The organism is Fuscovulum ytuae, assembly GCF_029953595.1.
Classification (GTDB): domain Bacteria; phylum Pseudomonadota; class Alphaproteobacteria; order Rhodobacterales; family Rhodobacteraceae; genus Paragemmobacter; species Paragemmobacter ytuae.
The window spans coordinates 1,454,499-1,478,914 of sequence record NZ_CP124535.1; the positions used below are offsets into that span (position 1 = coordinate 1,454,499).

General features: G+C 65.2%; 21 protein-coding genes. 6 read left to right on the plus strand and 15 right to left on the minus strand.

Features of this window, described 5'->3' with window-relative positions:
* Positions 1-7: 7 nt before the first annotated feature.
* Entirely contained in the window at positions 8-694 is a 687-nt protein-coding gene (locus QF092_RS07005) for a GntR family transcriptional regulator (RefSeq protein WP_281468908.1), read from the minus strand.
* A 101-nt stretch (positions 695-795) separates the two neighbouring features.
* Here QF092_RS07005 and QF092_RS07010 point away from each other — a divergent pair, with 101 nt between their 5' ends.
* The gene (locus tag QF092_RS07010; protein ID WP_281468910.1) at positions 796-2,307 is read left to right on the plus strand and encodes a UxaA family hydrolase; all 1,512 of its coding nucleotides are present in this window, start codon (positions 796-798) and stop codon (positions 2,305-2,307) included.
* Positions 2,308-2,689: 382 nt separating this feature from the next.
* On the plus strand, positions 2,690-3,325 hold the full coding sequence (locus tag QF092_RS07015; RefSeq protein WP_281468912.1) for a hypothetical protein: 636 nt from the start codon (positions 2,690-2,692) through the stop codon (positions 3,323-3,325).
* 166 nt (positions 3,326-3,491) lie between these two features.
* On the opposite strand, the gene QF092_RS07020 is transcribed toward QF092_RS07015, so the two are convergent.
* Positions 3,492-4,859 (minus strand): phosphohexomutase domain-containing protein, encoded by a 1,368-nt coding sequence (locus QF092_RS07020; protein WP_281468914.1) that lies wholly within the window; start codon positions 4,857-4,859, stop codon positions 3,492-3,494.
* A 191-nt stretch (positions 4,860-5,050) separates the two neighbouring features.
* Here QF092_RS07020 and QF092_RS07025 point away from each other — a divergent pair, with 191 nt between their 5' ends.
* Genes QF092_RS07025 through QF092_RS07035 form a run of 3 tightly spaced genes read left to right on the plus strand, consistent with a single transcriptional unit; the run spans position 5,051 to position 6,790 of the window.
* Positions 5,051-5,194 carry a hypothetical protein gene (locus QF092_RS07025; RefSeq protein WP_281468916.1) on the plus strand — a complete coding sequence of 48 codons (144 nt, stop codon included), beginning with the start codon at positions 5,051-5,053 and terminating at the stop codon, positions 5,192-5,194.
* Between the two features lie 38 nt (positions 5,195-5,232).
* Positions 5,233-5,406: a hemin uptake protein HemP gene (locus QF092_RS07030; protein WP_281469822.1), complete on the plus strand. Its 174-nt coding sequence runs from the start codon at positions 5,233-5,235 to the stop codon at positions 5,404-5,406.
* 55 nt (positions 5,407-5,461) lie between these two features.
* Entirely contained in the window at positions 5,462-6,790 is a 1,329-nt protein-coding gene (locus QF092_RS07035; protein ID WP_281468918.1) for a 3-deoxy-D-manno-octulosonic acid transferase, read from the plus strand.
* Here QF092_RS07035 and QF092_RS07040 read toward each other — a convergent pair.
* The gene (locus tag QF092_RS07040; RefSeq protein WP_281468920.1) at positions 6,784-7,674 is read right to left on the minus strand and encodes a lysophospholipid acyltransferase family protein; all 891 of its coding nucleotides are present in this window, start codon (positions 7,672-7,674) and stop codon (positions 6,784-6,786) included. The genes QF092_RS07035 and QF092_RS07040 overlap by 7 nt on opposite strands.
* Before the next feature lie 221 nt (positions 7,675-7,895).
* Here QF092_RS07040 and QF092_RS07045 point away from each other — a divergent pair, with 221 nt between their 5' ends.
* Positions 7,896-8,963, plus strand: a complete 1,068-nt coding sequence (locus QF092_RS07045) for a glycosyltransferase family 4 protein (RefSeq protein WP_281468922.1) — start codon at positions 7,896-7,898, stop codon at positions 8,961-8,963.
* A gap of 41 nt (positions 8,964-9,004) precedes the next feature.
* Here the strand turns inward: QF092_RS07045 and QF092_RS07050 are convergent, their stop codons facing one another.
* From QF092_RS07050 to acs, 12 genes are all read right to left on the minus strand, one after another.
* Entirely contained in the window at positions 9,005-10,435 is a 1,431-nt protein-coding gene (locus tag QF092_RS07050; RefSeq protein ID WP_281468924.1) for a mannose-1-phosphate guanylyltransferase/mannose-6-phosphate isomerase, read from the minus strand.
* A gap of 99 nt (positions 10,436-10,534) precedes the next feature.
* Positions 10,535-11,320, minus strand: coding sequence for a ZIP family metal transporter (locus QF092_RS07055; protein WP_281468927.1), 786 nt, complete (start codon positions 11,318-11,320; stop codon positions 10,535-10,537).
* Between the two features lie 168 nt (positions 11,321-11,488).
* Entirely contained in the window at positions 11,489-13,264 is a 1,776-nt protein-coding gene (locus QF092_RS07060) for a SulP family inorganic anion transporter (RefSeq protein WP_281468929.1), read from the minus strand.
* A gap of 10 nt (positions 13,265-13,274) precedes the next feature.
* Positions 13,275-14,171, minus strand: a complete 897-nt coding sequence (locus QF092_RS07065; protein WP_281468931.1) for an MBL fold metallo-hydrolase — start codon at positions 14,169-14,171, stop codon at positions 13,275-13,277.
* A 69-nt stretch (positions 14,172-14,240) separates the two neighbouring features.
* Positions 14,241-16,319, minus strand: coding sequence for a 3'-5' exonuclease (locus QF092_RS07070; protein WP_281468933.1), 2,079 nt, complete (start codon positions 16,317-16,319; stop codon positions 14,241-14,243).
* The gene (locus tag QF092_RS07075; RefSeq protein ID WP_281468935.1) at positions 16,316-16,711 is read right to left on the minus strand and encodes a response regulator transcription factor; all 396 of its coding nucleotides are present in this window, start codon (positions 16,709-16,711) and stop codon (positions 16,316-16,318) included. The genes QF092_RS07070 and QF092_RS07075 overlap by 4 nt, the downstream gene beginning before the upstream one ends.
* Positions 16,704-17,234, minus strand: a complete 531-nt coding sequence (locus QF092_RS07080; protein ID WP_281468937.1) for a hypothetical protein — start codon at positions 17,232-17,234, stop codon at positions 16,704-16,706. Before QF092_RS07080 ends, QF092_RS07075 begins: the two co-directional genes overlap by 8 nt.
* Positions 17,235-17,245: 11 nt before the next feature.
* Complete coding sequence (locus QF092_RS07085) at positions 17,246-19,069, minus strand: DUF294 nucleotidyltransferase-like domain-containing protein (RefSeq protein WP_281468939.1); 1,824 nt, start codon at positions 19,067-19,069, stop codon at positions 17,246-17,248.
* A 75-nt stretch (positions 19,070-19,144) separates the two neighbouring features.
* Positions 19,145-21,097 carry a sodium:solute symporter family protein gene (locus QF092_RS07090; RefSeq protein ID WP_281468941.1) on the minus strand — a complete coding sequence of 651 codons (1,953 nt, stop codon included), beginning with the start codon at positions 21,095-21,097 and terminating at the stop codon, positions 19,145-19,147.
* Between the two features lie 3 nt (positions 21,098-21,100).
* Positions 21,101-21,358, minus strand: coding sequence for a DUF4212 domain-containing protein (locus QF092_RS07095; protein ID WP_281468943.1), 258 nt, complete (start codon positions 21,356-21,358; stop codon positions 21,101-21,103).
* Between the two features lie 77 nt (positions 21,359-21,435).
* The gene (locus tag QF092_RS07100; protein WP_281468945.1) at positions 21,436-22,116 is read right to left on the minus strand and encodes an adenylate kinase; all 681 of its coding nucleotides are present in this window, start codon (positions 22,114-22,116) and stop codon (positions 21,436-21,438) included.
* A complete protein-coding gene (gene acs, locus QF092_RS07105) occupies positions 22,113-24,077 on the minus strand; it encodes an acetate--CoA ligase (protein ID WP_281468947.1) in 1,965 nt (654 codons plus the stop codon). The genes QF092_RS07100 and acs overlap by 4 nt, the downstream gene beginning before the upstream one ends.
* Positions 24,078-24,416: the final 339 nt, after the last annotated feature.

Consider the following 24,416-nt stretch of genomic DNA (forward strand, 5'->3'; position numbering starts at 1 on the left):
CTGCCTTTCAGGTCGGATCGAAGAGATCGGGCCGGTCGCGTTCAAGCGGTTCAAGATAGGTGATGAGCTGGCGCAGATGCGCGCGCGTGACCAAGCGGGAGGCATCTGGATCGCGCGCTTCGAGCGCCGCAAGGATGGCGCGGTGTTCGTCCAGCGTGGCTTCGATCCGGCCGGGGACGGGCAGGATCAACTGCCGCGCGCGGTTGACATGGAGCCATGCCGTTTCGCTGACCTGTGCGAGTTTGCGAAAACCGGTGAAGGACAGGATCAACTCATGCATCGCGGCATCGGTTTGGTAGAAGCCCGGCACATCGCCATCGGCGATCAACGCGGCCTGCACGGTGAGGTTGCGGCGGAGCTGGGTCAGCTGATCTTCGGTGATCGTCTGGGCCACGCGTTCGATGGCGGCGACTTCGATCGCCTCGCGCAGGAAGGCGCCTTCGCGGATTTCCTCCATGGAAAAGCGGGCGACGAAGGTGCCTGCCTGCGGCACCACATCGACAAGGCCCTCGGCGGCAAGGCGGGCGACGGCATCGGCGACGGGGCTGCGCGAGACGCCGAGCGCATCGCAAATCTCTGGTTTCCTTAGGATTTCGCCGGGGCGGTAGGTGAGGGATAGGATCGCCTCACGCAGGGTTTGATAGACACGCTGGCCGAGAGAGCCCGTGAAACGGTCCAGAGGCGCAAGACGCATCTCGGAAGGCACTTGTGAAGGGGGTTCGGGGGGCTGTAACATGCTAACATGTTAGACATGCGCGGCCCCCTGTCAAGGAAGGGCTGGAAGCGGGGGATGTGATGGAAACGGGCAGCGTGATCCGGTTGCACGGGGCGGATAATGTTGTGATCGCGCTGGCCGATCTGGGCAAGGGGACGCTGGTTGAGGGGGTGGCCCTGCCGGGGGCCGTGCCGCGCGGCCACAAGATCGCGGCGCGGGCGATTGCGCGGGGCGAGAATGTGCTGCGCTATGGCCAGATCATCGGGCAGGCGACCGAGGATATCGCGGCCGGAGCGCATGTGCATTCGCATAATCTGGGGATGGCACCGCATACGGACGATTACGCCATCGGGACGGAATGTCGGCCCCTGCCCACGCTTCAACCCCTTGAATTCATGGGATACCATCGCGCCGACGGGCAGGTGGGAACGCGCAATTACATCGGCATCCTGACAAGCGTGAACTGTTCCGGATCGGTCGCGCGCTTCATCGCGGAGGCGGCAGAAAAGGACCCGGTGCTGAATGCCATGCCCAATGTGGATGGCATCGTGCCCATCGTGCATCAGACGGGCTGCGGCATGTCGGGGACGAATGAGGGCTATCAGACCCTGATGCGAACCTTGAAGGGCTATGCCCGGAATGCAAATTTCGGGGGCATCCTGCTGGTGGGGCTGGGATGCGAGGTGATGCAGGTGCCGGACCTTGTGGGGCAAGGGCGGCTGCGACCGGACGGGAATTTCCGCTACATGACGATCCAAGGCACCGGGGGCACCCGGGCGACGATTGCCAAGTCCTTGGAGATATTGCGAGAAATGGCAGAGGTCGCGTCGAAGGTGGCGCGACGTCCGGCGCCTGTGTCCAAGCTGATCATCGGGCTGCAATGCGGGGGGTCGGACGGGTATTCCGGGATCACGGCGAACCCGGCTTTGGGCCATGCGAGCGATCTGCTGGTCAGAATGGGGGGAACGACGATCCTGTCGGAGACGCCCGAAATCTATGGGGCGGAGCATCTGCTGACGCGCCGCGCGGTCAAGGCCGAGGTGGGCGAGAAGCTGATAGACCGCATCCGGTGGTGGGAGGATTATACCGCGCGGAACGAGGGGGAGATGGACAACAACCCAAGCCCCGGCAACAAGAAGGGCGGGCTGACCACGATCCTTGAAAAGTCGCTGGGGGCGGTGGCAAAGGGCGGGACGGCGCCATTGGCGGGCGTCTATAAATTCGCGGAACCCATTGATACAAATGGCTTTGTCTATATGGACAGCCCCGGCTATGACCCCTGTTCGGTGACCGGGCAGATTGCATCGGGGGCGACGATGATCGTCTTTACCACGGGGCGGGGGTCGGTGTCGGGCTATAAGCCCAGCCCTTGCATCAAGCTGGCCACGAATTCCGAGATGTATGCGCGGATGGCCGAGGATATGGACATCAATTGCGGGGATATCCTGACCGACGGGGTCAGCATCGAGGCCAAGGGGGAAGAGATCCTGCGGCGGATCGTCGAGGTGGCGTCGGGGCGCAAGACGCTGTCGGAAGAGTTGGGATTTGGCGGGGCGGAGTTCGTGCCGTGGCAGATCGGAGCGGTGATGTAACGGCTGTGCCCTGTTTTGTGCCGCCTTTTGTGCAGCAATTTGTGGGCACGCAGCGGGCGCTGGGTTGATGGGGCGTTAAGGTTAACGCGGGGCGCGGCGGGGGACGGTGATCCGGCGGAGCGCGCCCCCCTGTCGGGGGACGCGCGAGCCTTTTGGGTCGCGGGCCGCGCGGGGGCGCGTCCCGCTCCGCGTCAAGGGGCGTGCCGCCCCCTCTGGCCGCAGACGCGGCCATTCACCCCCTGCGAGTATTTTTCGCCAAGATGAAGGGGGCTGGTTCGCGGCGGGTTCCGGGCGGGGATGCGGGAGCCGAGCGAAGGGGCCGCGCTTGACGGGTCGTCTGGCTATCCCTAGCCTTTCCACAACCAGAGGGTTGTGTGTGACGATGTGCTTGCGTGCTGTGTTGGGGTTTCTGGTCGGGTTTTCCGCTGCGCTGGCAGGCAGCCTGGCGATGGCGGATGAGAGTGGGGCGGATACGGTTGATCCCGTCCGCTTCCAGCGCCTGAGCGACCAGAAGACCTATCCGGTTCAGGTGCGCGGTAAGCAGATCCTGCCCGGAACGCGCCAGATCTACCTTTCCGGTCGGGTCAACGCGGTGCCGGCGTTGATGGCACGGCCGGGCATTCTGGATTGCCTGAAACCGGGATATCCGGTGGAGCCCTCTTCCTTTGACTGGGAAGGGATGCGCGACGATGCGGAACTCACCGTCTGCCTGCACCATGCCTTCGCCTCCATCGGGTCCGCCGAAGGGATAGCGGCATGGTTGAGCGAGGCTGGCCTGGAAATGGGGAAGGATGGTGGCGACGGCTCAGGAGGGGTGCGTTATGGCCGACAGGGCATGTCGGTCTACGACTATTCTTTCGTTTGGAAGACGAAAGGGAAAGGACCGCTCTATGGTCCGCACCGCGGTAATCCCGTGGCAGGTCAGAACGTCCGGTCCACCACCATCGACTATGCGCTGGATCCGAATGAGATGCCGATAGACGTGGGTGTGTCTCATCAGGGAACTTGGGTGAAGTAGCGAGTGGAGGGGTTGCTGGACCGGGCGACCGGCTGGGGGTGGCGGGAGGGTCTATGGGCGCGAGGCATTACGCCCTACGCGTGGTTCGGCGGGGATGACGCGCCACGGAATTGGTCTTCATCTTGGCCCAAATACTCATCTTGCGACGGCGGGGCCGGGCGCGCGGTCAGGGGAGGAGGGCGGTGATCTCGGCCACCGCTGCCTCTACCAGATCGGGGCGGGCGCGGGATTCGACGTTGAGGCGGAGGAGCGGTTCGGTGTTCGAGCCGCGCAGGTTCATCCGCCATGTGCCGAAATCGAGCGAGAGGCCGTCGGTCAGGTCGCGGCTTTCGGCGCGGGGGGTGTAGAGCGCGTCGATGCGGGCGATGGCGGCGGGGACGTCGGCCACGCGGAAGTTGATCTCGCCCGAGGACGGAAAGGCGGCACGGCGGTCGGCCAGCAGCGTGGCGAGGGGTTGGCCCGTGCGGCCGATGAGTTCGGCGAGGAGAAGCCACGGGATCATGCCGCTGTCGCAGGCGTAGAAGTCGCGGAAGTAGTGATGGGCCGACATTTCGCCGCCATAAACGGCACCGGTGTCGCGGAGCGCCTGTTTGAGGAAGGCGTGTCCCGTCCGGGCCATGACGGCGCGGCCCCCGGCAGTGGCGATGGCGGCTTGGGTGGCAAGGATCACGCGGGGGTCGTGGATGATGGTGGACCCCGGTTCCTTGGCGCAGAACACCTCGGCCAGAAGGCCCACGACATATTCGCCGGGGACGAAGCGGCCTTCGTGATCGAAGAAGAAGCAGCGGTCGAAATCGCCGTCGAAGGCGACGCCCAGATCGGCGCGGGCCGCGATTACCGCCTGGGCGGTGGCGGGCTGGTTTTCGGGCAGGAGCGGGTTTGGGATACCGTTGGGGAAGCTGCCATCGGGCGCGTGATGCATCCGGGTGAAGCGGAGGGGGGCACCTTTGGCCATGAGCGCTGTGGCGAGTGCGTCGAAGGTGGGGCCTGCGGCACCGTTGCCGCAATTGACGAGGATGTGGAGGGGGCGGAGTGCGGCGATATCCACGAAGGAAAGGACGCGGTCCACGTAAGCCGCGCGGGTGGCGCCGGCGTCGGTGAGGGTGCCGCCGGGTTGGGCCGGCGCGAAGGCTTGCGTTTCGGCCAAGGCCCGGATCGCGGCCATTGTGGTGGCGGGGTCGAGGGGGGCGGCCCCGGCCTGCACCAGTTTCATCCCGTTGTAATCCATCGGGTTATGCGAGGCGGTGACGCAGATGCCGCCATCGGCCGCCAGATGCCCGGTGGCGAAATAGACCTCTTCCGTGCCGCAGAGGCCGAGGTCCAGCACCTCGACCCCCGCTTGCATCAGGCCTTGGGCGACGGCGGCGGCGAGGCTTTCGGAGGAGGCGCGGATGTCGCGGCCCAGCACGACGCGGCGCGCGGCGAGCGTTTCCCCATAGGCGCGGCCAATGCGGCGCGCGATGCCTTCGTCAAGGTCAATCCCGAGGCGGCCGCGGATGTCATAGGCTTTGAAGCAGGTCAGCGGTTCGGACATTGGGGCCTCCTGATGCACTCGGACAGGTTTGGGTGGTAGCAGGCGGCATCGGTGACGGGAAGGGGGCGATATGGTGCGTAAAAGAATCGGCTTTACATTTCTGACTGTTTCAATAAGGTAATTGGCAGACGCTTAGCCAACCCCTGTGGTCAGCCCGGTGCCCTTCCCCTTTTCACAAAGAGGCCGGTCCCATGATCCGATCCCCAGACTCCCCACCTGCCCCTGCCCTGCCCGATTGGCTGGAATGGATGCGCCTTGCCCTTTGCGATGGATTGCCGATGAGTGGCGGGCTGTCGCTGGAAGTGCTGTTTGATCGGTTGGAGGGGCGGGCATGACACTGCATTCCGATCCGAGGCGGTTGACGGGGGATGCGATGTGTCCGGTTCCGGCGGGTGCGGTGGCGCCGCTGCGGTCGGGGCTGGAGGTGGCCCCTTTGCATGATGCGCGGGTCTTGACGCGCGGCGGGGTACAGGCGCGGATCGTGCTGGATGGGCAGGTCTATGCGCTGCGGATCACGCGGGCGGGCAAGTTGATCCTGACCAAGTAAAGGGCCGCCGCGACAGCGCCGTGACAGGCTGGGGATGGCGGTGTAAGGGTCGGGCATGACTGATCCCGCCCCCCTGCCCCCGTCATCGCCGCCTGATGCGCCCCTGCTGGCGATTTGGCGCGGGGTGACCTTTGCGCTGGCCCCGCTTGCGCCGCTGCTTCTGCGCTGGCGGCGGGGGCGCGGGAAGGAGGATGCGATCCGCTGGCGCGAGAAGCTGGGGGTTGCGTCGGTGGCGCGGCCTTCGGGTGAGGTGATTTGGCTGCATGCGGTGAGCGTCGGGGAAGGATTGTCGGTTCTGCCTTTGGTGCGGGCGCTTCGTGCGGGGCGGTCGGGCGCGATGGTTCTGCTGACCTGCGGGACGGTGACGGCGGCGCGGCTTTTGGCGGATCGGTTGCCGGAGGGTGTTGTGCTGCAATTCCTGCCGCTGGACCTGCCCGGTCCGGTGGCGCGGTTTTTGGATCATTGGCGGCCAGATGTGGCGGTGCTGGTGGAGAGCGAGTTCTGGCCAAGGCTGATGCGGGCGGTGGTTCGGCGCGGGGTGCCGCTGGTTCTGGCCAATGCGCGGATATCGGAGCGGTCGGCGGCGCGTTGGGCGCGGGCGCGGGGTGTTTCGCGGGCGCTTTTGGAGCATTTCACGGTGATCGGGGCGCCGGATGCGGCGATGGCGGCGCGGCTTGTGTCGCTTGGGGCGGATGCGGGGCGGGTGCGGGTTCTGGGCACGCTGAAGCGGGCGGCAGAGCCTTTGGCGGTGGATGAGGGGGAACGGGCGCGGCTGGCGACGGTGTTCGGGGCGGCGCCCTTGTGGCTGGCGGCGTCGACCCATCCGGGCGAAGAAGAGGCGGTGGCCGCGGCACAGGCCGCCTTGCAGGCGGCTGTGCCGGGGGCGCGGCTGATCCTTGCGCCGCGTCATCCGGTGCGGGGCGAGGCGGTTGCGGGGCTGGTGCAGGCGGCAGGTTTGCGCGTGGCGCGGCGGTCTTTGGGGGAAAGCCCGGAGGGGGCGGAGGTCTATCTGGCCGATACTTTGGGCGAGATGGGGCTGTGGTTCGCGCTGGCCCCGGTCAGTTTCCTTGGCGGGTCGCTTGTGGCGGATGTGGGGGGGCACAATGCCTATGAACCCGCCGTGATGGGATCGGCGATCCTGCACGGGCCGGGGGTTGGGAATTTCGCCGATCTTTATGCGCGGCTGGGGGCGGCGGGAGGTGCCGAGCAGGTGGCCGATGGCGCAGCGCTGGCGGCGGCGGTGACGGGGCTATGGTCCGATGCGGGGCGGCGGGAAGCAATGATCCGGGCCGCGCGTGGGGTGCTGGAGGCCGAGGCGGATGGGGTGGCCGCGACGGCAGGAATGATCCTTGGCTGCCTGCCCACCACGGGGCGCGGTCAGTAAATCCGGTTCGTCATCTTCCAGCGGCGATGGGTCCAGAGCCATTGGTCCATATGCGCGCGGACCTGCGCTTCGAGGCTGTCATTCAGGGCTTGGGTCATGGCTTCGGCTGTGCTGTGGGGGATCGCTGCCTCGACCCGCAGGTCAAAGCCGCCATCGGGGCGGCGCAGGCCATAGGTGGGCAGGACCAGCGCGTCATAGCGCAGCGCCATTTCGGCGGGCGAGAGGGAGGTAAGCGCGGGTTGGCCAAAGAAGGAAAGCACCGCGCCGTCGCCCATGGATTGATCAAGCACCACGCCCACCATGCCGCCGCCCTTCAGGAAGCGGATCATTTCGGCCAGACCCTTGCGGCCACGGGGGAAGAGGGGGGTGCCGATGCGCGAGATGGCGGCGACGTAATGTTCGTTGAAAAAGGCGTTGTCCATCGGGCGGTAGAGGCCGCCCACCGGATAGCCGCGCGCGATGAGACCGCCGCGGATCGCATCGTAATTGCCCAGATGTCCGGTCACCAAAAGGACGGGGCGGCGGGTGCGGAGCGCCTCTTCCAGCGCCGGGACACCGGGGCCTTGCAGGGGTTCGCCTGCCACGCGGGCGACGAAATCGGGGCCGGAGTAAAGCTCGGCCAGCGTGCGGCCAATGCTGCGGGGGACGGCGCGTTCTAGGGCCTTGCGTTGGTCTGCGGGCAGGTCGGGACGGACGAGGGTAAGGTTGTCGCGGATGCGCGCGCGCCAGCCCGCCAGCGGGGCCACGATATGGGCCATCAGGGCGGCGGCGACGTGGCGGCGGGTGTCGAAGGGCAGGCACAGAAGGAGCCAGAGCGCGCCACGGATCAGCCGATCCGTGACCCAGTCGGCCAGCCTTTTGCCCCTGCTTTGGATCACTGCCATGTCCGGTTCCGTCTGAGGGGGGCCACGGCCCCCGGACCGGGGGGAGATATAGCCGCGCCACCCTGCCGTCACAACCCGAGTTCATGGGCCGACTTCATAGGCCGCCGTCATGGGGCGCCGTCATGGGTCGCCGTCATGGGTTGTTCAGGGGTGCGTTGCGTTGACAGGGGGCAGGAAGCGAGGTCTATGGGGTGGACCCGAAAAAGAGGCAGGACAGGCGGATGGCGGACGGGGTGCCCGAGCTTTACGTGACCAATTTCAACAAACGCTTCACTGGCGTGTCGTCGACGCTGCGGGCGGTCCTGCAGCAGCATCTGGGGCGTTATCGCAGCGTGCTGGTGGGGGTGGGTCTGCCGGGTTTGCCCGACCCGATCACGAAGCGCGAGGCCTTGCGCCTGTCGCGGGAACGGCCTGCGGGGCGGCCCTTTGCGATCTGGCATGTGCGGCGGAATACCGAAATGCAACTGGCGATCCTTGCGCGGGACGTGCTGCGGCTGCCGATACGGACGGTCTTCACCTCGGCCGCGAAGCATCGGCATTCGGCTTGGCCAAGGTTCCTGATTTCGCGGATGGACCGGATCATCGCGACGAGCGATGAGGCCGCGCGCTGCGTGGGGCGGCATGATACGGTGATCCCGCATGGGGTGGATACGGTGCGGTTTTGCCCGCCCCCGGAGCGGGCGGCGGAATGGGCCAAAACGGGCTATCCGGGGGAGTATGGGATCGTCACGGTGGGGCGCATCCGGCCCTCTAAGGGAAGCGATATCTTTGTCAAGGCGATGATCCGGGCGCTGCCCGATCTGCCGGGGGCCACGGCGGTGCTGGTGGGGCTGGCCAAGCCGGAAGATCAGGGGTTTGTGGCCAAGATGAAGGCCGAGATTGCAGCGGCGGGGATGGAGGGGCGCATCTTCTTTTCCGGAAGCATATCGGATGAGGCGCTGCTGACGATCCTGAAAGGGTCGCGGCTTTTGTGCGCGACGCCGCGCTATGAGCCTTTTGGCGTAACGCCCTTGGAGGGGATGGCTTGTGGCCTGCCCATCGTGGCGACGGCGACGGGGCATTTTGCCGAATGTGTGGGCGATCCGGACAACCCGGAAGAGGCCGGGCGCATCGTGCCGATCGAAGATGTGGCGGCGGTGGCCGATGCGGTGCGTTGGGCGCTGGAGGATGCGGCGCACTGGGCCGGGCTGTCGGCGCGGGCAAGAGCGCGGGTGGAGCGGGTCTTCAGCATCGAAGGCGAGGCGGCGGGGATCGCCGCGATCTATGAGGCGCTTTGGGCAGAGGGGTGAGGGGTAGTGCGTGCTGGCACGCACCACCCCCCTTTCGCGCCCTAGCCTTTCGCGCCTTGGCCCCTTGAATAGACATCCTCGTAGCGGATGATGTCATCTTCGCCGAGATAGCTGCCGGTCTGCACCTCGATCAGGACCATGGGCACCTTGCCGGGGTTTTCCATGCGGTGCTTGGCCCCGAGCGGGATATAGACGCTTTCATTCTCGGTCACGAGGCGGACGGTTTCGTTCACCGTCACCTTGGCCGTGCCTGTCACCACGATCCAATGTTCCGACCGGTGCATATGCGATTGCAGCGACAGCGCGGCCCCCGGCTTGACCACGATGCGCTTGACCTGAAAGCGGTCCGACAGGGCCAGCGTTTCGAACCAGCCCCAAGGGCGGTGGTCGCGGGGGAAGGTTTCGGCCTGTTTCGCGCCTTTGGTTTGCAGCACCTCGACCGCTTTTTTCACATCCTGCGCGCGGGATTTATGAGCCACCAGCACGGCATCGGGGGTGGCGATGGCGATGATGTCGTCAAGGCCGATGCCGACAAGCTCCAGACTGTTATCTTCGGACCGCAGGAGGCTGTTTCGGCAATCGATGGCCGTGGCAGGGCCGGAAAGCGCATTGCCCTGCGCATCGCCGCCCATTTCGCTGGCCACGGCATCCCAGCCGCCCAAGTCTGACCAGCCCGCGCCGAAGGGCACGGCGATGAGGTTGGAACTGCGCTCCATCACGGCATAGTCGATGGAAATCGCCTCGGCCCCCGCCCAGGGGCCGGGGGCAAGGCGGAGGAAGCCCAGATCGACCTGTGCCTGATCGACCGCAGCCGTGACCGGGGGCAGAAGGGCGGGCGCATGTTCGGTGAAGGCGGCAAGGATGGTGCGGGCGGTGAAGAGGAAGATGCCTGCGTTCCAGAGGTAATTGCCAGCGGCCAGCATCGCCTCGGCGGCGGGGCGGGCGGGTTTTTCGACAAAGCGGGTCAGGGCGACGGGCTGGCCGTCCTGCGCGGGGGCGGTGAGTTCCAGCCAGCCATAGCCGGTTTCGGCCCGTGTCGGGCGAATGCCGAAGGTGACGATATGGCCCGCGCGGGCGGCGGGCAGGCCTGCCGCGATGGCGGCGCGGAAGGCCGCCGCATCGGGGACGACGTGATCGGAGGGCGCGACAAGGATCAGCGCCTCGGGGTCCGCTTTCGCCAGATGCAGGGCGGCGGCCAGAACGGCGGGGGCGGTGTTGCGGGCGCTGGGTTCGATCAGGATGGGGCCGGGATCAACGCCCACGGCGTGCAGCTGTTCGGTGACGATGAAGCGGTAATCCGATCCCGTGATGATGGTGGGGGGCGCGAAATCCGCGCCTGTCAGGCGGCGGGCGGAGGCCTGAAACAGGCTTTCGCGGTCGACCAGCCGGGTGAACTGTTTGGGAAAGCTTTTGCGCGAGAGCGGCCAGAGGCGGGTGCCGGAGCCGCCGCAGAGGAGGACGGGATGGATCATGGGAGAACTCATTGAGCGACCGAATATGCCATGGTTGGCAGGTTCGCGCAGTGCTGGCAACGGTCTTCCGCCGGAAACGGCAGGGGGTGCGGGCTTTGGTCACCCTGCCAGTGTGACATCAAGGAAAAGCATCACGACCAAGCCTAAGGCAAGGCCAAGGGTCGCGCGGTTTTGGTGCCCGGAGCGGTGGGTTTCGGGGATGATCTCGTGGCTGATGACATAGAGCATCGCGCCTGCCGCGAAGGCGAGGCCCCAAGGCAAAAGGGCGGCTGATACAGTGACGATGGCCGCACCGAGCAGGCCACCCATCGGCTCGACCAGCCCTGTGAGGGCCGCAACGGTGAAGGCGCGGCGGCCGGAATAGCCTTCGCCGCGCAGGGCGACGGCCACGGCAAGGCCTTCGGGCAGGTTCTGCAAGCCGATGCCAAGGCCAAGGGGGAGGCCGCCTTCTATCCCACCCTGACCGAAGCCCACACCAACGGCCAGGCCTTCGGGGATGTTGTGGATGGTGATGGCGATGATGAAGAGCCAGACTCGGCGCAGGCGGGGCGCGACCGGGCCTTCGGGTCCGGCGGCGAAATGCTCGTGGGGCAGTGCCTCGTTCAAGGCGGCGATAGCGCCCATCCCCATCAATAGGGCAAGGCAGACGATCAGCGCCGGGACGACGCGGCCTTCATGGGTGACGCCAGCCTGTGTGAGCGCCGGGATGATGAGCGAGAAGAAGGCCGCCGCCAGCATGACACCAGCGGCAAAGCCAAGCAGCATGTCGCGCGTCGCCGCACGGGGCACCTGACCGCGCAACACGGGAAGCGCGCCCAGCGCCGTCATCGACCCAGCCGCGAAACTGCCGAGAACGCCGAGAAGAAGGGGGGAGAGCGGTTCCAAGGATGCCTGTCTGATGACCTTTAACCAAGACTTACTCGCAATTCTCTGTGTTTGAAAAGCGGCTGGTTCTGGGCAATCCCTGTGCAATGCGGGGACTGCCACCGCCGTTGGATGGGCCGGGGTGGCGCAGCGGCGCAGGATCGATCCTTTGTCGGGGAGGCGCTTTGCTTACGGAGTGGCGGGAACCGGCGCGATGGGGCGGGCGTGGCGCTGCGGGTCGCCTGCGGTGCAGCGCCCGGTCAGTTTGCACCAGCCTTCGAATTGCGAGACGAAGACGCGGCCCGACAGATGGGTAAGAAAATCGGTGCGGCGCAGGCGATCCATCACCGGACCCTTCACCTCGGACAGGTGCAGGGTCACGCCCATGTCGCGCAGCCGTTCATCAAGGGATTCAAGGGTTTCCAGCGCGCTGAGATCAATCTCGTTCACCGCCGAACACATCAGGATGACATGGCGCAGCGCACCGTCGCCCGGCACGCGGGCAAGAATGAGGTCTTCGAGATGGCGGGTATTGGCGAAGTAGAGGCTTTCATCCACCCGCAGGGTCAGGATCGCGGGATCGGTTTCCACGTCAAAGCGGTGGATGTTTCGGAAATGCTCGGTCCCCGGAACGAGGCCCACCTCGGCCACATGGGGCCGCGCCGTGCGCAAAAGGTGGAGCAGGAGCGAAAGAAGGACACCTGCCGATACCCCCGCCTCGACCCCGGCCAGAAGGGTGACGGCCATGGTGGCGGCGACGGCGGCGAAATCGGCGCGAGAATAGGTGAAGGCGCGTTTGAGGATCGACAGATCCACAAGGGAAAGGACGGCCACTACGATGGTGGCGGCGAGCGTGGCCTTGGGCAGGAAGGCGATGAAGGGGGTCAGGTACAGCGCGGCAAGGGCAAGGCCCAGCGCGGTGAAGGCCCCGGCAGCGGGGGTCTGGGCACCGGCGTCGAAATTGACGACGGACCGGGCAAAGCCGCCGGTGACGGGAAAGCCGCCGGTGACCGAGGCCCCCAGATTGGCCGCGCCAAGGGCCACGAGTTCCTGATCGGGATCGATCCGCTGTCGCCGTTTCGCGGCCAGTGTCTGGCCGACTGAAACGGATTCGACGAAGCCGATCAGCGCGATGAGGGCGGCGGGAAGGATCAGGTCTTGCAGCAGCGCGAGGTCGAAGCTGGGCAGGGTAAAGGGCGGCAGGGATTGCGGCACGGCCCCCACCACCGCCACGCCCTGCGCGCCGAGGTCAAGCGACCAGACGGCAAGGGAGGTGGCGAGGATGGCGAAGACAGGTCCAGCCTTGGTGACCATATCGGCAAGGCGAGGGCCAAGGCCTGCGCGCCGGAGAAGCGGTTTCAGCCCGCGCCGGACCCAGAAGAGAAAGCCAAGGCTTGCCGCGCCGATCAGGAGCGTGGGCAGGTTCACCTGCCCCACCTGACCCGCCAGAGACGCGAGTTGATGGGGCAAGCCGTGACCTTCGGCCTTTAGCCCCGTCAGCGTGCCGATCTGGCTGGCCGCGATCAGGATGCCGGAGGCAGAGATGAAGCCCGCCACCACGGGATGGGACAGGAAATTGGCCAGAAAGCCCAAGCGCAGCGCCCCCATCGCCAGAAGGATCGCCCCTGACAGGAAGGCCAGTGTCAGGGCGGCGGTGGCATAGCCTGCCGTCCCTGCCTCGGCCACCTGACCAATGGTGGCGGCGGTCATCAGCGAGACGACGGCGACCGGACCCACGGCCAGCACGCGCGACGATCCCAGAAGCGTGTAAAGCAGGATGGGCAGGATAGAGGCGTAAAGCCCCGCCTCGGGGGGCAGCCCCGCCAGCAGCGCATAGGCCAGCGATTGCGGGATCAGCATGATCGTGACGATGACGGCGGCCAGAAGGTCGCTGCCGAAGGTGGCACGATCATAGTGCCGCCCCCAATCGAGGATCGGGAGCCAGCGCGCAAGGCGGGGTATCATGGCGGTGGTCCTAGAGCCCGTTCACCGGGACTTTCAGCATGGGTCGGCCCGAGGTATCGGTCGGGATTTCGCCCGCGCGCATGTTCACCTGAAGCGAGGGGATGATGAGTTTCGGCATGGCAAGGGTCGCGTCGCGTTCGGTGCGGAAGCGGATGAAATCCTCGCGCGTTTTGCCTTGGCCCACATGGATGTTATGGGCCTTTTCGTCGGCCACGGTGGTTTCCCAGCGGATATCGCGCCCGTTGGGGCCGTAATCATGGCACATGAAGAGGCGCATCGTATCGGGCAGGGCCAGCACTTTCTGGATGCTGTCATAAAGTTCACCCGCATCGCCGCCGGGGAAATCGGCGCGGGCCGAGCCGCCATCCGGCATGAACAGGGTATCGCCCACGAAGGCCGCATCGCCGATGACATGGGTCATGCAGGCGGGGGTGTGGCCGGGCGTGTGCATTGCGACGGCCTGCATGCTGCCGATGCTGTAGGTATCGCCATCCTTGAACAGCGCGTCGAATTGGGACCCGTCACGCTGGAATTCAGTGCCTTCGTTGAAGATCTTGCCGAAGGTTTCTTGAACGAGGGTGATCCTTTCGCCGATGCCGATCTTGCCGCCCAGCTTGCCCTGAATATAGGGCGCGGCAGAGAGGTGGTCGGCATGGACATGGGTTTCGATCAGCCATTCCAGCCGCCAGCCGCGCGCGGTGATGAAAGCCACGATCTCATCGGCATGTTCATAGGTGATGCGGCCTGCGGCATAGTCGATATCCATCACGGAATCGATGACCGCGCAGGCATCGGAGGCGGGATCGCGGACCACATAGCTGATCGTGTTGGTGGCCGGATCGAAGAAGCCGTGAACCTCGGGGTGGGTCGAGAGGGAGAGCGGATAGGCGGACGTGGAATCGGACATGGGGACGGACCTCGCTGTTCTGTGGCGATTATATATTCCATGTTTGGAATATATCAAGAGGCGAGCGTATCAGGCGTTGAGATCCTGAAGCAGGCGGCCGTGCTTGCGCACTTCGACCAGAACTTCCTCGAAGGTGCGGATGTCGCGACCGCGCAGCATCGTCAGCATCTTGAGGAAGGCATCCGCCGTGGCCACCGCATCGCCCAGCGCGGTATGGCGCGCCTCTTCCGAGATGGTGATGCCAAGGCGGTGGGTCAATGCGTCTAGCGTATGTTCTGCGTGCTGGCTGAAGACGACAGCCGACAAAAGGACGGTGTCGAGGATGGGCATGTCGAAGCGCTTGCCGATGGCAGGTTCGGCGCGGCGCAGAAAGGTCATGTCGAAGGGGGCGTTATGGGCCACCAGCACCGACCCTTCGGCAAAGCGGTGAAAGCGGGTCAGCGCGTCGGTTACAGATGGGGCGTCGGCGACCATCGCATCGGAGATGCCATGCACGTCGGAGGAAGCGGCAGGGATGGCGCGGCCCGGATTGACGAGGGTGTTGAACACCTCGCCCTCCACCCGGCGGCCATTGACGATGCGGACGGCGGCGATCTGGACGATTTCATCGCCCTGATGGGGCAGAAGTCCGGTGGTTTCGGTGTCGAAGACCACATAGGTCAGGGCGTCGAGGCCGCTTTTCAGGACATGTCCGCGCTTTTCCTGCGAGAGCAGGTCGAAATCATAGGTGACGCGGCGGATGACGGGGTCAGGGCGGCGCACGGCGCGGCGGGCTTGCAGGATGGGCAGGCAGAGCGCTTCGGTCCCGTCGGGAAGGGTTTCGGGCCAGATGTCGGTGGCATGTTCGGCCAGAACGCTGCGCCCTGTCGCTTCGGGGAGGGCGGGGTCGAGCGGGCGGTCAAGCAGGCGTTCCAGCGTGGCGACGGTGAGGGGGGCGCCTTGCCAGATGAGGCGGAGGGAGGCGCCGCCGAATTCCTCATCCAACCGCAGGGTGAGGGTTTCGGGATGCAGGGCGGCGGCGATGCCTTCGCAAAGCTGGGCGGCGAAGGTGACCATTTCATAGGCGTTGCAGCCGACGAGAAGGTTCGAGGGGGCGGCGGTGATGGAAAGCCCTGCCCCTTCGGCGCGGGCCTTGATGCCATCAAGCAGGTCTTCGCCGCGCAGGAGCGCGAAGGGCAGCGTTTCAGGACGGCGGTCCTGATTGGCGCTGCCGATGTCGCGCATGGTGGCGACGAGGGCGGCGACCTCGCTGTCCAAGGCCTGAGCCAGCGCGGCCTCACCGGATTCGGAGGCGGCGGCGCGGAGGCTGGCGATGCCCGCGACCGAGCGAGAGATGCGTTCGAGCGCGTCCGTGATAAAGGCCTCGCGCCGGGCCGAGACGGCGTAATCCTGCGTCACGTCGCGCAGCGTGAGGACATAGCCCCCTGCCCCGCCATCGAGAAGCCGCATGCGGCCTGCGAGCAGGAGATTGCCCCGGATCGCGGTGCAAAGAAGATCAGAGGCCGCGTCAGGCTGGCCAGTTTCTGTCAGGCGCTGCCATGCATCGGTGATCGGGCCTTCGCGCAGATACCCAAGGACGCTGCGGGCAAGGCCCGGTTGATCGGCCACGTCAAGGCTGCCTGCGCCAAGGAATTCGGCGGCCTGCGAGTTGTAAAAGACCAGCTGATGATCGGCGGCGCAGATGATGACGCCCACGGGGACATCGGACAACAGCCGTTCGAGGCGGGCCTTTTCCTGCGTGAGGCGGGCGGTTTCGCGGCCGATCGCCTCGGCCAAGGCCGAGCGGGTTTCCGACAGGCTGGCGGCGGCGGCAGAGGCGGCGGGGGCGAGGTCGCCCAGATATCGCGCGACCTGCGCATCTAGGGGGTTTTCGACATCGGAATGGGCGCGGGCGCGCAGGGCACCGGCAAGCAGGTCGATGGGGCGGGCAACATTGGTGTCGAAGAGCAGCCAGACCCAAGCGATGAGGCCCGTGATGAGGAAGCCTGCGATCAGGCCAATCTGGATCAGGGCGTTGATTTCCCCGGAAAGCGCGGGAAAGCGCGCGAGGGCGACCCAGAGCCCCAGACCTATCGCCACCAGCGCCCCGCCCGCGAGGGCCGCGAAGAAGAGAAGGACGCGCAGGCGCAGGCCGAGACGGTGGATCACATCCCCTCCTCCGAGGCGACGATGCGTTTGATTTCACCGCGCAGGGTGCCAAGGTCGAAGGGTTTGGACACGAAGCCATCCGCGCCCAAGGCCATGGCCTTGCGTTTCTCCAAGGCCGAGCCGCGCGCCGTCATCATCACCACTTTGACGTCGGAGAGCGACGGGTCGAGGCGGATTTCCTGACAGATCTCATATCCCGAAACGGAAGGAAGCATGATGTCGAGAAGCACCACCTCGGGGTGGCGGCTGCGGATGAAGGGCATCACCTCGGCCCCGTCGGCGATGCGGGCATGGCCATAGCCTTCGCGCTTGACCACATATTCCAGCGCGACAGCGATGTTGTCTTCGTCTTCGACGATCAGGACGAAAGGAGGTCTGGTGCGGTCAGCCATCGCTTACTCCCTTGCAGGCCACTTGGGCAGAGGCATCGTCTTGGGCAACCGGAACCCATTCGCCCCCGGTCAGGACGCCGGCATCATCGATCTTGGTTTCCGCCGTCAGTCGGACGGACCGGTCATTCGCGCAATCGACCACGAGAAGGGCCTGTTCAATCCCTTGCCAGCGGGCGAAGGCGTAGATTTCGGCAAGGACAAGATCGGCCCCGCCGGGATGGGTGGCGAGCGAGCGGGTATCCATCGCGATGAAGCGCGTGGTCATGGGAAAGACCATGGTCCATGGCCGCAGGGCCTGTGGGCGCTGATCCTGCCAGACGACGGCGACGCCTTCGGGCAGGGCATCGGCCTGACGGTGATACCAGCCGTATTCCATGAAGACGGCAAAGCCGATCATGCCTGCGCCTGCCGAAGCGGGAACGAACCATTTCGGCAGCCGGTCGCGCGACAGCCTGCGCAACAGCATACCGATCCCCGCGAAGGCGATGGCGGATACGAAGGCGGCGATCAGTTCAATGGCCATTCCGGCAACTTTCAGCTTCTGGCGCCGCGGGCCTGACCCACGGCGGATTGCATGGTCCTGACCACGACAAAGGCGTCGCGCAGGTGGGAGCGTTCGAAATCCGACAGGTCGGAGGGGGGCAGGAAGTTATCAGGCTTCAGCCCCGCGCGGACCTGTCGCGCCTGATGTTCCAGCCTTGTGCGGGCAATCAGATCATAGGCATCAAGAAGATCGCGCGCGCCGGAGGGCGAGATGACGCCAGCTTCGGCGGCGGCTTCCAACCGGGCGCGGGTATTGACGGCATCAAGCCGTCCGATGAGCGCATAGACCCGGCCCAGATCGGTGACGGGCACGACGCCGTTATGCTTCATGTCGATCTGGTTCTTGTGTTCCCCGGAACGGATGGTCGCAAAACCGCGCAGCAGGCCCAAGGGCGGCGCGTGTTTCAGGGAATTGGCCACCATATGGGCCACGAAGATGGAATTCTTCGAGGCCATGTCGAGCGTTTCCTCTTGCAGGCGGCGGAAGAGGGACGCGTCGCCGCCGATGGGGCGAAGGTCGAACATCACAGAGGCGAGCATTTGCGCCGTCGGGTCGGGGGTGGCGACCCATCCCGCGAAATAGTCGCGCCAGACACGCAGCGGTTGGCACCAGCGCGGGTTGGTGGCCATCATGTCGCCGGGGCAATAGACATAGCCGCAGGCATCCAGCCCATCGGAGACGAAGCGGGCGAGCGTGGCGAAATAGGCCATATCCTCTTCGGTGGCGTCGTCGGAGAGGATCAGGCAATTGTCCTGATCCGAGACACCCGTCTGTTCCTGCCGCCCTTGCGAGCCGCAGGCAAGCCAGAGATAGGGCACGGGCGCAGGGCCGAATTGGCGTTCGGCAAGCCACAGAAGGCGGCGCGTCACGGTATCGGCGATGTCGGTGATCAGGCGGGTGACCACCTCATGCGCGTTATGGGCGCCGACGAGTTGCAGAAGCAGGCGAGGGATCTGGGCGGTGACGCGGGCCAGATCCTCCACCCGGTTCGCCGTGGCCGCATCGCGCACGAAGCGGGCGGAGGAGACGGCCTGAAAGCGGGTCAGGTCGGTCTGGGTGACCATGCCGACCAGGGTGCCATTCTCGACCACAGGCAGATGGCCGATGCGGCGTTCCAGCATGACGTGCAAGACATCGGAGCCCAGCGCAGAGGGCGGCAGGGTGACGGGATCGCGGGTCATCACCTCGGATACCGGGCGGTCGGGCGAGAGACCCTCGGCCAGAACCTTGCCCGTCATGTCGCGGGTGGTGACGAGACCTGCAAAACGGCCCTCCTCGATCACCCCAAGGCTGGACACGCCGTGATCGCGCATCTGCTGGGCCGCGCTGCGGATGGGGGTATCGGCGGGGACGGTGATCGGCGCGCGCGCCATCAGCCGTTCCACCTTTTGCGCGGTCAGGTCGGATTCGCGTTGTTCGGCGTTGCGGCCACGTTGGAAGAACCGTTCGAAGGCCGCGTGATCGGCGATCAGGCGGCGGAATTCGGCCACGGGCAACATCAGCAAGACAGAGGCCTGCGTGGTGCGCGCCGTGGTCACGGCCAGCCCGTTGCGCATCAAGCCGCGTTCGCCAAAGCTGTTCCTTGGGCCAAGAAGCGAGACGATGGAGCCGGAGGGTTCCAGCACCTCGACCGCGCCGCGTTTCACCAGATAGAGGCCCTTGAGCGGTTCGCCGGCATGGTAGACCTCTTCCCCAGCGGCGAATTCCCTGCGGCTGAAGGAACCGGCGACACGCGCCAGTTCGTCCTGCGGCAGGCCATCATAGGGATGCACCGTTTCGAGAAAGGCGATGATGGTCGCAAGCCCGTCATCCATCGCAACTCTCCGGTTCCATCCTTTTGATCGAAAGGGGGAAGCCCCGGCCACGCGGGCCGGAGCTTCCAATCTTGATCAGTGGGCCTGCGCCGCACCGGCACCTTTCGGCACGCGGATCGACTGGATCAGGTCCTGCACGTCCTGCGGCGGAGCCTTGGTCATGCCGGAGACAACATAGGCCACCACGAAGTTCAGCAGAGCGCCAACCGGGCCGAAGCCTGCGGGCGAGATGCCGAGGAAGTGGGCCGCCGGCGTGTTCGGCAACATGTTCGTGCCGGGGATGAAGAACCAGCCCAGGTAGAGGAAGATGTAGACCGCCGTCGCAACCAGACCGACGAGCATGCCCGCGATGGCGCCTTCCTTGTTGATGCGGGTCGAGAAGATCCCCATCATCAGCACCGGGAAGATGGTCGCAGCCGCCAGACCGAAGGCCAGAGCCACCACCTGCGCGGCAAAGCCGGGCGGGTTGAGACCAAGCCAGGTGGCCAGGACGATCGCGAAGGCCATGGAGACACGCGCGGCCAGCAGTTCGCCCTTTTCGCTGATATCGGGCTTGAGTGCGCCCTTGATCAGGTCGTGGCTGATGGCCGAGGAGATGGCCAAGAGAAGGCCCGCAGCGGTGGACAGAGCCGCCGCCAGACCGCCTGCGGCGACCAGAGCGATGACCCAGCCCGGCAGCTTGGCGATTTCCGGGTTGGCAAGAACCATGATGTCGTTGTTCACCGTGGTCAGTTCGTTGCCGACGAAGCCAAGTTCTGCCAGCGACTTGCCGCCCAGACCGTTGGCCGGATCGGCCAGCGCGGCGTCAAGCGCGGTTTGTGCTTCGGCAACAGCAGCCTCGAGCGGGGCCTTGTCGGCATCCGCAGCGGCGGCTTCCAGCGCGGCCTTGGCATCAGCCAAAGCCTTGGTGGCGTCCGTCACCGGCTTCTTCTCGCTGAAGTACTGGATCAGGCCGTCGCCGTTCTTGTCGGAATAGGCGAGCAGACCGGTTTTCTGCCAGTTGCTGACCCAAGACAGTTCCGGATTGCTTTCGATCTCGGCGATCGACAGAGCCGGGGCGCTGAGCGCGGTTCCGGTTTCCGCACCCGGCCAGAAGGTCGTGGTGAGGTTCAGACGGGCCATGGAGCCCACTGCCGGAGCAACGGTGTAGAGCAGCGCGATGAACACCAGCGCCCAGCCGGCCGAGGTGCGGGCATCCGACACTTTCGGCACGGTGAAGAAGCGGATGATCACGTGCGGCAGACCGGCGGTCCCGATCATGAGCGACATGGTCACGAGGAACATGTTGAACATGTTGGGCGTGTCGGCGGTATAGGCGGCAAAGCCCAGTTCCGTCACGACTTGGTCAAGCTTGTCGAGGAAGGCCAGTTCGCCATTCGACGGCGCGTAGGACCCGATCAGGCCCAGCTGCGGCAGGAAGCTACCGGTCAGGCTGAGCGAGATGAAGATCGCCGGGATCGTGTAGGCCGTGATGAGAACGACATACTGAGCCACCTGCGTGTAGGTGATGCCCTTCATGCCGCCGAACACCGCATAGGCGAACACGACCGCCGAGCCGATCAGAAGGCCCGTCGTCGTCGACACTTCGAGGAAGCGCGCGAAGGTCACGCCGACGCCCACCATCTGCCCGATCACGTAGGTGACCGAGATGACGATAAGGCAGATGACCGCCACCATGCGGGCCGAGGTCGAGTAGAAGCGGTCGCCGACGAATTCCGGCACGGTGAACTTGCCGAACTTGCGCAGATAGGGCGCAAGCAGCAGCGCGAGCAGCACGTAGCCACCCGTCCAGCCCATCAGGAAGACCGAGTTGTTGTAGCCACCGAAGGCGATGAGACCCGCCATCGAGATGAAGGAGGCCGCCGACATCCAGTCAGCCGCCGTCGCCATGCCGTTCATGACCGGCGGAACGCCTTGGCCTGCAGCATAGAATTCCGAGGTCGATCCGGCACGGGCCCAGAAGGCGATCCCGAAATAGAGCGCGAAGCTGAGGCCGATGACGATGAGGTTGAGGGTAAACTGATCCATCTCTTACTCCTCGACGCCGTGTTCTTTGTCGATCTTGTTCATCTTGGCCGCGTAGGCGAAGATGAGAACGAGAAAGACGTAAATCGAACCGTTCTGCGCGAACCAGAATCCGAGATCGGCGCCGCCGATATGGATGCCCGAAAGCGCCGGACGCAGGATAATGCCCAGGCCGAAAGAGCAGACGAACCAGATCACCATCGAGATGGTGATGACCCGGATATTCGCTGCCCAATAGGCGTTGGACGATGTCTTGTCCGCCATGAGTGCTACTCCCTGAGGTTTCTTTTCTCCACTACCGCACCCCCCGCCGAAAGAGGGGGATGCAGCCTCCCTTCACTTCACGCTGAGACGCGGCTTACGATGGCGGAAAGCGCGCTGCGGATCGCCGGGATGGGTCCCATCGCGTCGATCCGTTCCAGCACGCCCTTGCCTTCGTAATAGGCGATCAGCGGAGCCGTCTGGGCGTGATAGGCCTTCAGCCTTTCGCGCACCGTTTCGGCATTGTCGTCAGCCCGGCGCTTGAACGCCGTGCCGCCGCATTTGTCGCAAGTGCCCGCAACGGCGGGCTGCTTGAATTCGTCATGGTAGCCTTCGCCGCAGGTGCCGCAGGTGTAGCGGCCCGACACACGGCCCACCATCGCCTCGTCATCCACTTCAAGGCTGATGGCGGCGGTGACCTTCTGGCCTGCCGCCGCAAGCAGCGCGTCGAGTGCCGCGGCCTGCCCATCGGTGCGGGGAAAGCCGTCAAGGATGACGCCCTTGGCCACATCGGGGGCGGCCATGCGGTCCTTGAGGATGGCCAGCACGATGTCGTCTGACACAAGCTGCCCCGCCTCCATCACCGCCTTGGCCTGACGGCCTGCGTCGGTGCCAGCGGCAACGGCGGCGCGCAGAAGATCGCCGGTCGACAGCTGGACCAGACCGAAATCTTCCTCAAGCATGCGCGCCTGCGTGCCTTTGCCGGCCCCGGGGGGGCCGAGCAGGATCAAGACGGCGGGTTGGGCCAGAACCTCGGTCATCCGCGGTTCATCCGGTTTTCGATGAGTTCATCGACCACGGAGGGGTCGGCCAGCGTCGAGGTGTCGCCCAAGGAGCCGAAGTCATTCTCGGCGATCTTGCGCAGGATGCGGCGCATGATCTTGCCCGAACGGGTTTTCGGCAGGCCGGGGGCCCATTGGATGAGGTCGGGCTTGGCGATGGGGCCGATTTCGGTGCGGACCCATGTCTCCAGCTCTTTGCGGAGGGCGTCGGAGGGCTCTTCGCCCTTCATCAGGGTGACATAGGCATAGATGCCCTGCCCCTTGATGTCATGCGGGTAGCCCACGACGGCGGCTTCGGCGACCTTGGGATGGGCGACGAGGGCGGATTCGACCTCGGCCGTGCCCATGCGGTGGCCCGAGACGTTGATGACATCGTCGACGCGGCCGGTGATCCAGTAATAGCCATCCTCGTCGCGGCGGCAGCCGTCGCCGGTGAAGTAGTAGCCGCGATATTGGGAGAAATAGGCCTCTTCGAACCGGGCGTGATCGCCCCAGAGGGTGCGCATCTGGCCCGGCCAGCTGTCGGCGATGCACAGAACGCCATCGGCTGCGGTTTCAGACTGCACGGCGGCGGTGGCCGGGTCGAGGATGACGGGCTGCACGCCGAAGAAGGGTTTGGTGGCCGAACCCGGCTTTTGCGGGATGGCACCGGGCAGCGGGGTGATGAGGTGGCCACCGGTTTCAGTCTGCCAGAAGGTATCGACGATGGGGCAGCGGCCCTTGCCGACATGGGTGTTGTACCAGTTCCACGCCTCGGGGTTGATGGGTTCGCCCACCGAACCCAGAAGGCGCAGGCTGGACAGGTCGTGCTTTTCCACCCATTCGGTGCCCAGACCCATCAGCGAACGGATGGCGGTCGGCGCGGTGTAGAATTGGGTGACCTTGTGCTTGGCGCAAACCTCCCAGAAGCGGCCGGCATCCGGGTAGGTCGGAACGCCTTCGAACATGATCGTGGTCGCGCCATTGGCGAGGGGACCATAGACGATATAGCTGTGACCCGTGACCCAGCCCACATCGGCGGTGCACCAGAACACATCGCCATCATGGTAGTCGAAGGTCATCTTATGGGTGAGCGAGGCATAGACCAGATAGCCGCCCGAGGTGTGGACAACCCCCTTCGGCTTGCCGGTGGAGCCAGAGGTGTAAAGGATGAAGAGCGGGTCTTCGGCGCCCACTTCGGTATAGGCGCAATAGGGCGAGGTTTCCGCCATCTCGGCCTTGAGGTCCACGTCGCGGCCATCGGTCCAATGCGTCTGGTCGCCGGTGTGTTTCACGACAAGGCACTTCACGCGGTCCGAGCAGTGCAGAAGCGCCTGATCGGTATTGGCCTTAAGCGGGGTCTTCTTGCCGCCGCGCGGGGCGAAATCGGCGGTGATGACGACCTTGGCTTCGGAGTCGTTGATGCGGTTGGCAAGCGCGTCGGGCGAAAAGCCGCCAAAAACGACGGAATGGATCGCGCCGATACGGGCGCAGGCCAGCATGGCATAGGCCGCTTCGGGGATCATCGGCAGGTAAAGGACGACACGGTCGCCCTTTTTCACGCCGTGGTTCTTCAGGACATTCGCCATGCGGCAGGTCTGTTCCAGCAACTGGGCATAGGTGATGTGCTGGGCGGGCGTCTTGGGATCATCGGGTTCCCAGATGATCGCGGTCTGGTTGGCGCGCTGCATCATGTGGCGGTCGATGCAGTTGGCGGAGACGTTCAGGGTGCCGTCTTCATACCATTTGATCGAGACATTGCCGAAGTCGAAGGTGGTGTCCTTGACCTTGGTATAGCCTTGGATCCAGTCGATCCGCTTGCCCTGTTCGCCCCAGAAGGCCGCCGGGTCCGCGACGGATGCGGCATACATCTGTTCATAGGCCGCGGCGTCGACATGAGCCTTAGCAATGAAATCTGCGGGGGCCGAATAGACCCCCGTCTGCTGCACGGTATCCGCCATCTGTGTTCCTCCACCAGTCTGTCGGGGCTTTGCGGTGACCGTCTTTCCGGCCCCCCGCCGATCCCTGCGATCACGCCCCCGCGATCAGAATTGAACGCAGTTAATCCACAACAAGCCTTTGATGTCCATCAATAATTCTGTAAATCAATTTACGAAAACGGCCAATTAATGTAAATTTCTTTACGAAATGGCCCGTAACCGCGCGGGAATAGGCGAAATCGGCAGCCACGCCCGGAGGGTGGCGCATGGGTCGCTTTGCGGGGGCGGCACGATTTGTCGCAGGGTTTTTCGGCTCACCTCGACTGAGAGGCCCCCTCGCCACGGCAACCTGCCGATGCA